Source organism: Cupriavidus sp. GW823-FHT07B10 (assembly GCF_058794355.1).
Window position 1 is genome coordinate 240,483 of the sequence record NZ_JBXAGS010000005.1, and the last position, 12,720, is coordinate 253,202.

Annotated in this window: 9 protein-coding genes; 4 read left to right on the plus strand and 5 right to left on the minus strand. The window is 67.3% G+C overall.

Annotation, left to right across the window (positions count from 1 at the left end; all coding sequences use genetic code 11):
- Positions 1–2: 2 nt before the first annotated feature.
- The 3 genes from AC1Q6V_RS13485 to AC1Q6V_RS13495 form a co-directional block, all read right to left on the minus strand.
- Entirely contained in the window at positions 3–3,188 is a 3,186-nt protein-coding gene (locus AC1Q6V_RS13485) for an efflux RND transporter permease subunit (protein WP_037025560.1), read from the minus strand.
- Positions 3,189–3,382: 194 nt separating this feature from the next.
- On the minus strand, positions 3,383–4,624 hold the full coding sequence (locus AC1Q6V_RS13490; RefSeq protein WP_011617018.1) for an efflux RND transporter periplasmic adaptor subunit: 1,242 nt from the start codon (positions 4,622–4,624) through the stop codon (positions 3,383–3,385).
- A 183-nt stretch (positions 4,625–4,807) separates the two neighbouring features.
- Entirely contained in the window at positions 4,808–5,773 is a 966-nt protein-coding gene (locus AC1Q6V_RS13495; RefSeq protein WP_454750184.1) for an alpha/beta hydrolase, read from the minus strand.
- Between the two features lie 388 nt (positions 5,774–6,161).
- On the opposite strand from AC1Q6V_RS13495, the gene AC1Q6V_RS13500 reads away from it, so the two are divergent.
- Together AC1Q6V_RS13500 and AC1Q6V_RS13505 are read left to right on the plus strand one after the other, a co-directional pair.
- Entirely contained in the window at positions 6,162–7,097 is a 936-nt protein-coding gene (locus tag AC1Q6V_RS13500) for a LysR family transcriptional regulator (RefSeq protein ID WP_011617016.1), read from the plus strand.
- A gap of 152 nt (positions 7,098–7,249) precedes the next feature.
- Complete coding sequence (locus tag AC1Q6V_RS13505) at positions 7,250–7,834, plus strand: superoxide dismutase family protein (protein ID WP_454750185.1); 585 nt, start codon at positions 7,250–7,252, stop codon at positions 7,832–7,834.
- Positions 7,835–8,012: 178 nt separating this feature from the next.
- Here the strand turns inward: AC1Q6V_RS13505 and AC1Q6V_RS13510 are convergent, their stop codons facing one another.
- Positions 8,013–9,011, minus strand: a complete 999-nt coding sequence (locus tag AC1Q6V_RS13510) for an isopenicillin N synthase family dioxygenase (protein WP_454750186.1) — start codon at positions 9,009–9,011, stop codon at positions 8,013–8,015.
- 543 nt (positions 9,012–9,554) lie between these two features.
- On the opposite strand from AC1Q6V_RS13510, the gene AC1Q6V_RS13515 reads away from it, so the two are divergent.
- Positions 9,555–10,595 (plus strand): ABC transporter substrate-binding protein, encoded by a 1,041-nt coding sequence (locus AC1Q6V_RS13515; protein ID WP_070940808.1) that lies wholly within the window; start codon positions 9,555–9,557, stop codon positions 10,593–10,595.
- Between the two features lie 174 nt (positions 10,596–10,769).
- Complete coding sequence (locus tag AC1Q6V_RS13520; RefSeq protein ID WP_454750187.1) at positions 10,770–12,347, plus strand: phospholipase D family protein; 1,578 nt, start codon at positions 10,770–10,772, stop codon at positions 12,345–12,347.
- Positions 12,348–12,372: 25 nt separating this feature from the next.
- On the opposite strand, the gene AC1Q6V_RS13525 is transcribed toward AC1Q6V_RS13520, so the two are convergent.
- Positions 12,373–12,636 carry a hypothetical protein gene (locus tag AC1Q6V_RS13525; protein WP_010812450.1) on the minus strand — a complete coding sequence of 88 codons (264 nt, stop codon included), beginning with the start codon at positions 12,634–12,636 and terminating at the stop codon, positions 12,373–12,375.
- Positions 12,637–12,720 lie beyond the last annotated feature (84 nt).

Consider the following 12,720-nt stretch of genomic DNA (forward strand, 5'->3'; position numbering starts at 1 on the left):
CATTATTCAGCCGATGCCGTCAGTTGCGCGCCCTGCTCTTGCGTGGCCGCGCGGCGCTGGCCGCGCGTGGCCAGCAGGCGCAGCGCCACATAGAACACCGGCGTCAGGAACAGCCCGAAGAAGGTCACGCCGAGCATGCCCGCGAACACTGCCACGCCCATGGCATGGCGCATCTCGGAGCCGGCGCCGGTGGAGATCACCAGCGGCACCACGCCCATGATGAAAGCGAACGAGGTCATCAGGATCGGGCGCAGGCGCAGGCGGCTGGCTTCGATCGCGGCCTGCACCACGGTGCGGCCGTGATGCTCCAGTTCGCGCGCAAACTCCACGATCAGGATCGCGTTCTTCGCTGACAAGCCCACCAGCACGATGAAGCCGATCTGCGTGAAGATGTTGTTGTCGCCCTGCGTCAGCCACACCCCGGTCATCGCCGCCAGCAGGCTCATCGGCACGATCAGGATCACCGCCAGCGGCAGCGTCAGGCTTTCGTACTGGGCAGCCAGCACCAGGAACACCAGCAGCACGCACAGCGGGAAGATCCACACCCCCGCATTGCCGGCCAGGATGTCCTGGTAGGTCAGCTCGGTCCATTCGAACTTCATGCCCTTGGGCAGGGTCTCGGCGGCAATGCGCTCGGCCGCGGCCTGGGCCTGGCCCGACGAGAACCCGGGCGCGGGCCCGCCGTTCATGTCGGCGGCGGTAAAGCCGTTGTAGCGCACCACGCTGTCCGGACCAAAGCCCTGCCTGACCTGCACCAGCGACGACAGCGGCACCATGTCGCCGGCGGCGTTGCGCGTCTTCAGCTGCAGGATGTCCTCGGCATGGGCGCGGAACGGCGCGTCTGCCTGCACCTTGACCTGGTAGGTCCGGCCGAACTTGTTGAAGTCGTTGACATAGGCCGAGCCCAGGTAGGTCTGCAGCGTGTCGAACACCTCGGTCACCGGCACGCCCAGCTGCTTGGCCTTGACGCGGTCCAGCCTGACGTCGAGCTGCGGCACGTTGACCTGGTAGTTGCTGAAGATGCCGGTCAGCTCGGGCGTGGCGCGCGCCTTGTTGGCAAACGCGTTGGTGGCCTCGAACAGCGCGTCATAGCCCAGCGCCGCACGATCCTCGATCATCAGCTTGAAACCGCCGATGGTGCCCAGGCCCTGCACTGGCGGCGGCGGGAACACCGCGATAAAGGCATCCTGAACGGCCGCGTACTTCTGGTTCAGGTCGGCCGCGATCGCCGCGCCGGACAGCTCCTTGGTCTTGCGCTCCTCGAACGGCTTGAGCGTGGCGAAGACGATGCCGGCGCTGGGGCTGTTGGTGAAGCCGTTGATCGACAGGCCCGGGAAGGCCACCGCCGATTCCACGCCCGGATGCTTGAGCGCGATATCGCTCATCTTGCGGATCACGTCCTCGGTGCGGTCCAGCGTGGCGCCGTCCGGCAGCTTGGCAAAGCCCACCAGGTACTGCTTGTCCTGCGCCGGCACAAAGCCCTTGGGCACCAGCTGGAACACGCCCCAGGTCAGCGCCAGCATCACCGCGTAGACCCCGAATACCGAGCCCTTGCGGCGGATCACGCCCTTCACCCCACGGCCATAGCTTTCAGCGCTGCGGCCGAAGAAGCGGTTGAAGCGCTTGAAGAAACCGCCGAACACGCGGTCCATCCAGCGCGACAACCAGTCCTTGGGCGCGTCATGGCTCCTGAGCAGCAGTGCCGACAGCGCCGGCGACAGCGTCAGCGAGTTGAACGCCGAGATGATGGTCGAGATCGAGATGGTCAGCGCGAACTGCTTGTAGAACTGGCCGGTCAGGCCCGTCATGAAGGCCAGCGGCACGAACACGGCGATCAGCGTCAGCGCGATGGCGATGATGGGGCCGCTGACTTCGCGCATGGCCTTGTAGGTGGCCTCCTTCGGCGTCAGCCCCTCTTCGATATTGCGCTCGACGTTTTCCACCACCACGATCGCATCATCGACCACGATACCGATGGCCAGCACCAGCCCGAACAGCGACAGCGCGTTGATCGAGAAGCCGAACGCATGCATCAGCCCGAAGGTACCGACGATCGACACCGGCACCGCCAGCAGCGGGATGATCGACGCGCGCCAGGTCTGCAGGAACAGGATCACCACCAGCACCACCAGCGCGATGGCCTCGAACAGCGTATGCGTCACCGCCTCGATGGAGTGGCGCACGAACTGCGTGGGGTCATAGACGATGCTGTAGTCGATGCCGTCCGGGAAGTTCTGCTTGAGCTCTTCCATGGTCTTGCGCACGTCATCCGAGATCTGGATGGCGTTGGAGCCCGGCGCCTGGAAGATGGGAATGGCCACCGCCGGCTTGTTGTCCAGCAGCGAGCGCAGTGCGTACTCAGACGCGCCCAGCTCGATGCGGGCAACGTCCTTCAGGTACGTGACGGCACCGTCTGCGGAAGTGCGCACGACGATATCGCCGAACTCCTCCACCGTGCTCAGGCGGCCCTGCGCATTGACCGACAGCTGCAGGTCCGCGCCCGGCAGCGCCGGCGACTGGCCGATCACGCCGGCCGCCACCTGCACGTTCTGCTCGCGGATGGCTCTGACCACGTCGCTGGTGGCGAGCTGGCGCTCGGCCATCTTCTCCGGATTGAGCCAGACGCGCATGGCGTAGTCGCCCGAGCCGAACAGCTGCACCTGGCCCACGCCCTGCAGGCGCGCCAGCCGGTCCTTGACGTTGATCACCGCGTAGTTGCGCAGGTAGGTCATGTCATAGCGGTCGTTGGGCGAGACCAGGTGGACCACCATGGTCAGGTCCGGCGAGCTCTTGACCGTGGTGATGCCCAGCCGGCGCACGTCTTCCGGCAGGCGCGGCTCGGCCTGCGAGACGCGGTTCTGCACCAGCTGCTGGGCCTTGTCCGGGTCGGTGCCCAGCTTGAAGGTCACGGTCAGCGTGAGCAGGCCGTCGCTGTTGGACTGCGAAGACATGTACAGCATGTCTTCGACGCCGTTGATCTGCTCTTCCAGCGGCGAAGCGACGGTCTCGGCAATCACCTTGGGGTTGGCGCCCGGAAACTGCGCGCGCACGACCACCGACGGCGGCACCACTTCCGGGTACTCCGAGATCGGTAGCTTGAACATCGATATGGCGCCAATCAGGAAGATCAGCACCGACAGCACCCCCGCGAAGATGGGGCGGTCGATAAAAAATTTAGAGAGATTCATCTTGGTCTCTGCAAAAACGCTCCCCTGGCGGCCCGCCATGGCGGGCACCATCAACTGCTTTGGGAGCGAAAAAAACTAGGGGCGCTGGGTGTGCGGGTTCACGTGGTTACCATAAGCGACGGAATCAAACATCGCTCAGGCCGGCTCCCTCTCCCCTCAGCGGGAGAGGGGAGCAAACCATCGGCTCGCATGACTCAGCTCACCGGCTTCACGTCGGCTTCGCCCTTCTCGCTCGCAGCCTGCTTGCGGTCAGGCGTAGTGCCGCGTGGTTCCAGTTCGCTGCGGAAGGCCATCGCCACCGGCTTGGGCTGGACCGTGTCGCCCGGCCGCACGCGCTGCAGGCCATTGACGACGATGGTCTCGCCCGGCTTCAGGCCCTTGCGCACCACGCGCAGGCCGTCATGGTTAGGCCCCAGTTCCACTTCGCGGTAGACCAGCTTGTTGGTCTTGTCGACCACCAGCACGAACTTCTTGCCCTGGTCGGTGCCGATGGCGCGGTCATTGACCAGCACCGCCGCATGCGGCGCGCCGCCGCCCAGCTTGACCTTGGCGTACAGTCCCGGCAGCAGGCGCCCGTCTTCGTTCTGGAACACCGCGCGCACGCGGATGGTGCCGCTGCGCGGGTCCAGGCGGTTGTCGACCGACTGGATCTTGCCCTCATGCGGATTGCCGTCCTCGTTGGCCAGGCCCAGGTAGACCGGCAGGTTGGGCTGGCCACCGCCGGCACCCGGCGCGGTGTAGCGCAGGTAGCTCTGCTCGTCGATCTCGAAACTTGCATAGATCGGCGACACCGACACCACCGTGGTCAGGGCCGGCGAGCCCGTGCCCGCAGCCACCAGGTTGCCGACGGTGATCTCGGCGCGCGACACGCGCCCGGCGACCGGCGCGGTGATGCGGGTGTAGGCCAGGTTCAGGCGTGCGGTTTCCAGCTGCGCCTGGGCAGCCCGCACGTTGGCACTGGTTTCGCGGGCCGCGTTGATGCGCTCGTCGAACTCGCGCTTCGAGATCGCGTTGTCGTCCAGCAGCCGCTGGGCGCGCGTCTGTTCGCTCTGCGCATGGGCGGCGCGCACCTGCGCCGCGCCCAGCGCGGCGTCGGCACGGGCGACTTCCGCGGCATAAGGACGCGGGTCAATCGTGAAGAGCGGGTCGCCCTTCTTCACCAGCGCGCCCTCGCGGAAGTGCACGGCGTCAATGGTGCCGCCGACACGCGGGCGGATCTCGACGCGCTCCACGGCCTCGACCCGTCCGGAGAACTCATCCCACTCGGTGATGGTCTGGCCGACCACGGCGGCCACTTCAATCGCCGGCGCGGGCGGCGGGGTGTTGGCATGGGCTTCGCCGCCATGCCACGGGCGCAAGATCGAGCCGGCCACGCCGGCGCCCAGCACCACGACGATGGCGAGGGCAATCAAAGTACGTCGTTTCTGCTGCTGCATTTCTCAAACTCCTGGATCGGGTTTTCTTCAACCGGAAAAGCAAATGGCCGAACGCCGCCTGCCGGTGCGCGTGGGCGGACCGGAACCATGGCCAAACTGATGGTCGGACTTAGGACCGCTTGCGTGTCGCGGCGGTCCTGGCTCTGGCCGAAACAGAGCCGGCTGGCGGTTGTCTGGAGCGGCTCAGCCGGCGGGCTTGACTCCAGGCCGGCTGGCGTTGGCGTCAGCGCGGCGTTCAGTCAGGGATGAGGTATCGTCGGCCGCGGCCAGACATCGCCGCAGGAACCGCGCACCTTCGTCGACCCATGCCTGACAGCTGTCATGGGCCTCTTCCACGCCGTCGCCGCAGGCGCCGGGCATGATCATGGCCTGGGCCGGCACACCGGCCTTGGCCAGGCGCCCGGCGAAGGCTTCGCCTTCGGCACGCAGCGCGTCGTATTCAGCCACCTGGACCAGCGTGGGCGGCAGCCCGGCCAGGCGCGAGGCCAGCGCCGGGGCGGCATACGGATGCACCGTATCCGCCGGCGTCGGCAGGTAGTCGCGATAGTTGTCGGCCAGGCGCCGCAGGGTGTCCATCGGCACCTGCCCGCCGTCGAACCCCGCGCAGGACGCATGCTGCAGGCACGGGTCCGTCACCGGGCGGATCAGCCATTGCCCGCGCGGTTGCGCGGTGCCGCGGTCGCGCAGCATCTGCGCCAGCGCGATCGCCAGGTTGCCCCCGGCCTCCTCGCCCACCAGCGCAAAGCGGGTCTTGTCCAGCTTCAGCCGCCGGGCATTGCGCAGCACCCACTGCACCGTGCTGTGCGCGTCCTCCGGCGCCGCCGGGAACGGATGGTCCGGCGCCAGCGAATACGCCGGCGTTACCACCACCGCCGGCACCGTGGTGGCCAGGTCCTGCACCAGATGGCATGCGTGTTCCAGGCCGCCTTCGACGAAGCCGCCGGCATGCAGGTACACCAGCCAGGGCAGCAGCGCGGCGCCCTCGGCGCCCGGCGCCGGATAGCCCGCCGGGTAGCACACCCGAACCAGGATCTCGCGCCCGTCACTGGTCACCGTATGCTCGGCCACGCGCACCTGCCCCTGCCCGGCTGCCGTGGGGGCAGAGGCGGCGCTGGCTGCATCAGGGCGTTGGCCTGGCTTCTCGGACATGGCGTTGGCGCACGGCGGAAACAATGCGCTTGAGTGTTGCGATGCAACGGATTATGGTGATTGACGAGGATGGGATAAAGCGAGAGATCGCCAATGCACTGTTCCGGGATTGGAATAATCGCAAACCGCCCCGTCATGCCACTGAAACCGCATATCCCCACGCATGACAAGGTCTTGGATTTTGTGATTCACTGCGGCTCTCGGCACGCGCGGCGGTCTGCCAGGCCGGTGCGCGCCCGATCAGAAATCCATGCCGGAACCCGCGCCCAGCCAGCGCGCAGTCCCTGTACCAGCCAGCCGGCAGACTCCCCACAACAACAACCAGCATGGCCACGTGCGTCACGAGCGCGCGCGGCACGCCGTTCGGATCTATCGTCGGAACCTCATCATGGACCGTCTCGTATCAATGCAGGCATTCACCCGGGTCGTGGACGTCGGCAGCTTTGCGCGCGCCGCGGAATCGATGGACTTGCCCAAGGCCACGCTGACCCGCCTGATCCAGAACCTGGAAACCCACCTGGGCGTCAAGCTGCTGCACCGGACCACGCGCCGCATCAGCGTGACCAACGACGGCGCGGCCTATTACGAACGGTGCGTGCGCATCCTGGCCGATGTCGAGGAAGCCGAGCAGTCGCTGACGCGGCAGAACAACTCGCCACGCGGCACGCTGTCGGTGGACACCACCGCGGGGCTGGCGCAGCTGGTGCTGGTGCCCCACCTGCACGAATTCTTCCAGGCCTACCCGGACCTGAAGCTGGACCTGACCATCAACGGCAAGCCGATCGACCTGCTGCAGGAAGGCGTGGACGTGGTGCTGCGCGTGGGCACGCCGGTCGAGGAATCCATGGTGGCCCGCCGCATCGGCCATGTACAACTGGCGTTCTACGCCTCGCCGATCTACCTGAACCGCTTCGGCACCCCGCACGACCTGGCCGAACTGGCCCAGCACAAGGCGGTCAATTTCCTGTCCAACCGCACCGGCCGTGAGATGCCGTGGCCCATGGCGCGCGGCATGGAGCGCAGCGAGGTGCTGCTGCCGTCGGCCATTTCCACCAACGATGCCGATGTCTACATGGGCTGCGCCCTGGAAGGCCACGGCGTGGCACGGGTCTCGCGCGCCATGGCCGAGCCCTATGTGGCCAGCGGCCGGCTGGTGGAGGTCATGACCGACTGGCAGACCGAAGAACTGCCGATCTCGGCGATGTATCCGCAGAACCGGCACCTGTCGGCCAAGGTGCGGGTGTTCGTCAACTGGGCAGCGGACCTGTTCTCGCGCCACCCGCACTTTGGTGCGGCACAGCAGCGGCTGGCAGCCGCAGCCTGATGGCGTGATTGGCTAGTGTCCTGTTCCGTATCTACGGAACAGGACACTAGTGCACTCAGTCTAGTGCGGCATGTAGGACAAAACCGGAAATCGGCCTGGCGCCGGCCAGCCTATACTGTTTCTTCCGAAATCATGACAAGAAGAGGAGTCCGATGAAACAAGTGCTTACCCCCCTGGCGGCCTGCGTCGCCGCGACCATTGCACTGGCCGGCTGCGCCGGCTCCGGCATGAGCTCCTCGTCTGCGGCCAGCGCGTCCGGCACCAGCGCCAGCAGCAGCGCCACCGGCAGCGCCAGGGCGGCGGCCACGCTCCAGCCCAAGAGCGGCAGCAATACCGGCGGCACCGTGACCTTCCAGCAGCAGCCCGGCGGCGTGATGATGACTGCGGCGATCACCGGCCTGCCGCCCAACTCCGTGCACGGCTTCCACGTCCATGAGAAGGGCGACTGCTCCGCGCCTGACGCGATGAGCGCGGGCGGCCACTTCAACCCGACCGGCAAGCCCCACGGCCAGATGACCATGCCTGACCACCATGCCGGCGACATGAACAACGTCACCGCGGACGCCAGCGGCAACGTTCGCGTCAGCATGCTGCTGCCGGACCTGACCGTTGGCACGGGCGCCAACGGGGTGATCGGCCGCGCGGTGGTGGTACACAAGGATCCGGACGACTACAAGACGCAGCCGACCGGTAATGCGGGCGGGCGGGTTGCTTGCGGGGTTGTCGCGGCTTCGTAAGTCGTAGGCTCACTACCGGCGCGTCCAGCGACTGCGGGTGGACTCCCTCTCCCGCTTGCGGGAGAGGATGGGGAGAGGGCCGGAGTATCAACGATGTAGGGGCACTGCCCTCTCCCCTGCCCCTCTCCCGCAAGCGGGAGAGGGGCGCAGACCGTCGGCATGGAAATTCTTCCGTGCCTCAATACCCCTTGAAATTCGCATTCACCCGCTGCCGCAGGTAGTCCCCCGCGCTGATCGGCGGATACTTGCCACCCGGCCCTTCGATCATCGCACCTCGGTTGGCCTGGCAGAAGAACGCCATGCTGTAGCGCGGGCCCATGTATTCATCCGGCGCGGGATTGCGCACGCGGTGGAAGTTCGACGGCAGCCGGTCGTCGCTCCAGCGCATCAGCATGTCGCCAATATTGCAGGTGATGACTTCCTCGTCCGGCTCGATCGGGGTCCATGCCTGCGCCTCCATCTCCTTGCCGGGGCAGACCTGCAGCCCGCCCTGGCCGGGGCGCTGGAACAGCAGCGTCAGGCAATCGAAATCCGTATGCGCGCCGGCGCGCCAGAGCTCCAGCTTGTCGCGCAGTTCGGGCGGGATCGCGTAGTAGTGCAGCAGCCGCAGCGTGCTCTGGTAGTCCGGCGCCCGCGGATCGTGCGCCTGCGTGAAGAAGTCGCTGGCAAAGCCGAGCTTGCCGGCGAAGCATGACAGCACCTTCATGCCCACCTCCCAGCATTGCGCCTCGAAGGCAAGCATGGTGGCGCGAAAGCCTTCCAGTTCGTCATCGCCGGGCCACAGCCCGGCCATGTGCGGGCGCGTGATCTGGTAGGACTCCTTCTGGTCCGGGGTGCCGGTCGAGGGGCGCACCTGCGCGCGGCTTTCCCAGCCGGCGTTGTTGGCCTTCTGCAGCGGGTATTGCGCCTTGACGGCGTCAGGCAGCGCGAAGAAGCGCTCGGTCATGGCAAAGGCTTCGCGCACGCTGGCCAGGTCGATGCCGTGGTTGGCGATCTGGAAGAAGCCGACGTCGACCGATGCCTGCCACAGTTCGTTGGCGATCTGCGCCTTGCGCCGCGCGTAGTCGGACAGGTCGATGCGGCGGATCTCGCGCTGGCGGGTTTCCGAACCGAACGCGCCCATGCGCGATTCGCGGTGGAGTTCGGCCAGGGCGTAGGCGGTGTCTGGTTGACTCATGGTGTTCCTTGTGCAAAGCGGGTCAGGGATTGGCCCCTCGCCGGCACAGGCAGACCACCATGGCAACGCACGCCGGGACAACGCGCTCCTGAGGTCGCCTGTGCCAGCCTGCGCGATGGCGAGAGGCACGGACTTCAAGAGCAATTCCCGGCCATCCGGCGTGCGTCTGCGACGCGCCGCGCGGATGGTGAACGCTTCTACTCTTGCCCGAGGTTATGCAGGTTCCGGGCCAGGGGTTTTTGCACCGGGATCGCAGCGATTGCGCCGGGGCTTGCGCCGTGATGGCGCATGCCGGGCAACGGCTTGGTGCATGGCGCCGCGCAGCGCCCGGCACGGATCCTGCTGAAACCGCAGCGGAGTAGAAGCGTTCAGCGGCACGCCGCCCGGAAATTGCTCCCGATGATGTGCACGGTCCCCGCGCATGCCCTGGCCGCATGCCGGCGCGGCGTGGTGCCGGCGTCCCGGGAGGCCACGCTCTCCTTCCGCACCCGCGCCACCGGCCCGCGCACGCATCGTCCAGTGACATTCGTTCCGGAGAAAGACATGCGTCGCCGTTCCTTCCTGCGCGCCACTGGCGCCACCGCCCTGCTTGCCGCCGCCCCGTTCGCGGTGCCCCATGTCCGCGCGGCGGGCTCGCTGCAGAAGTTCAAGTTCAATCTCGGCTGGAAGGTGGAAGCCTCGGGCGCGGGGTTCCTGCTGGCGCACCAGCGCGGCTACTACAAGGACGCCGGGCTGGACGTCACCATCGATACCGGCAACGGCTCGGCCTCGGCCATCAGCCTGGTCGCGGGCGGCGCCTATGACTGCGCCTCGGCCGACCTCGCGGCAATGATCGAATTCAACACCACCAATCCGTCCGCCGCGCTCAAGGCGGTGGCCATCCAGTATGACCTGAATCCGAACGCGATCCTGGTGCGCAAGGGCAGCGGCATCGTCAGGCCAGCGGACCTGGCCGGCAAGTCCATCCTGGGCCAGCCGTTCAATGCCTCGCGCAAGCTGTTCCCGGTCTTCGCCAGGGCACAGGGTTTCGACCCCGGCGGCGTGAAGTGGGAGAGCGTCACGCCCGATATCGGCGACACGCGCTTCGTCAAGGGCGACTTCGATGCCGCCGCCTACTTCTTCTTCACCGGCCTGGTGAACCTGAAGGCGCGCGGCATGGGGCCAGAGAAGATCACCGTGTTCCGCTTCTCGGACTACGGCATGAAGTCCTACGGCAACGGGCTGGTGGCCAACCGCAAGAGCATGACATCCGATCCGGAGGTGATGAAGGCCTTCGTCAAGGCCTCTACCCGCGGCTGGCTCGACGCCATTGCCGATCCCGCCGCGGGCGGTGCCGCGGTCAAGGCGCGCGAGCCGCTGGCCGACCAGGCGCTGGAGACTGAGCGCCTGCGCCTGATCGTCGACGGCACCATGAAGACGCCCGACACCCGGCGCGACGGCTGGGGCGCGGCCACGCCGGCACGGCTGCAGGCAACGCTGGATGAAACCGTCGGCGCCTTCGGCATCAAGGCGCCGCTGAAGGTGGCGGACATCTGGACTGACCAGTTCCTGCCAGCGCCATCGGACCGCCGCCTCAAGGCGTAAGGAGAGCACGCCCGTCTCTATATCGTCCCTGGCCTGAGCGATGCGCCGGAGCCCCGTGGCGCGCCACCACTTCCCGCTCCCGGTGCGTAATTAAGCCCGCGGCCCGCGCGGCATGGCAACATGGCGGCATTGCCGTAACGATCGGACCCCGCGAGGGGCCCGACAGGACCCGCCATGCCATCGCCGACAGACGCCGCGTTCGCCCCCCACCGCCGCCTGCGTGCCAATTCGCTGCTGCTGTGCTGTGCGGCCCTGCTCGGCGGCTGCGCCTTGCCGCCGCTGGATCCCCGCACCGAATCCTTTGCGCTGACGCCCGCCGAATCCCAGGCCACGCCGCTGGGCCAGGCGGTGGCCGGCGAAGTGGCGCGCCATCCGGGCCTGAGCGGCATCCATCCGCTCGAGAATGCCTACGCTGCCTTTGCCGCGCGCGTGCATCTGGCGCGCACCGCGCAGCGCACGCTCGACGTCCAGTACTACATCTGGCGCGACGACCTGACCGGCACCCTGCTGCTGGAAACGTTGCATGAAGCCGCCGACCGCGGCGTGCGCGTGCGCCTGCTGCTTGACGACAACGGCATCGCCGGCATGGACGAATGGCTGGCGGCCATGGACGCGCATCCGCAGGTCGAGGTGCGGATATTCAACCCGTTCGTGATCCGCCACCCCAAGGCGCTCAATTTCCTGACTGATTTCCGGCGCCTGAACCGGCGCATGCACAACAAGTCCTTCACCGCCGACGGCGTCGCCACCATCATCGGCGGGCGCAATGTCGGCGACGAATACTTCGGCGCCGCCGATGGCGTGCTGTTTGCCGACCTCGACGTGATCGCCATCGGGCCCGCGGCCGGCGACGTGGCGCACGATTTCGACCGCTACTGGTCCAGTGCGTCGGCCTACCCGGTGGACCGGCTGGTGCCGCCGGTCAGCGTCGAACGGCTGCAGGCGCTGGTCAGCAATGCCCGCGCAGTCGAGCAGAACCCCGCTGCCGCCGCCTACCTGGCCGCGGTGCGCGACCTGCCTGACGTGCAGCGGATGCTGGACGGCACGCTGCGCTTCCAGTGGGCAAGAACGCGCATGGTCAGCGACAACCCGGCCAAGGCGCTCGGCGAGGCATCGCGCGACACCCTGGTGGCGCACCAGCTGCGTGAAATCCTGGGCGACCCGCAGCGCGAGCTTGACCTGGTCTCGCCCTACTTCGTGCCATCGACGGGCGGCACGTCCTATTTTGCCGACATGGCCAGGCGCGGCGTGGCGGTGCGCGTGCTGACCAATGCGCTGGAAGCCACCGACGTGGCCGCCGTGCATTCGGGCTATGCCAAGCGGCGCAAGGCACTGCTGGAAGCTGGCGTGGACCTGTATGAGCTGCGCCGCTCGGCCGCGCCCGGCAAGAAGGAAGAGCGCGCCGGCCCCTTTGGCAGCTCGGGCTCCAGCCTGCACGCCAAGACCTTTGCCGTCGACGGCACCCGGGTCTTCGTGGGCTCGTTCAATTTCGACCCGCGCTCGGCCACGATCAACACCGAACTGGGCTTCGTCATCGACAGCCCGGATCTGGCCGGCCGGATCGAATCCACCTTCGCCAGCGTGGTGCCGCGCGCGGCCTACCAGGTCAAGCTCGATGAAACCGGCAAGCTGTACTGGCTGGAACGGCGCGACGACGAAGTCATCCGCCACGACACCGAGCCGAACACCAGCTGGTGGCGCCGGCTTGGCATCTGGTTCCTGTCGATCCTGCCGATCGAGTCGATGCTGTAGAACGGGTTCCCGGGAGCACCGCCCCTCAGATCTGGTCGAGCAGGCTGCGCACCACATCGGCCAGCCGGCCGGCGCGCTGGCGCCCCTTGGTGTCCAGCGCCATGCCGCTGCCGCCGGCCAGCGCCTTCAGGCCAAACAAGGCATCGCCCACGTCGCGCCAGGCCGGGTAATCGGCGTGGATTTTTTCCAGCGCGGCGGCACCGGCGGCCACCTGCGCGGGTGCGGGGGTGCGGCCGGCGGCCAGGTCTTCCAGTGCCGTGGCCGCGTCCAGCAAGCCTTTGCGGTTCATCTCTGTCTCCCCCTGGTCTCTATTGTCATGGCCGCCGCATGCGGGCAGCCATGACACTGTAGCAGGCTTGCCGGGAGGGGCAAC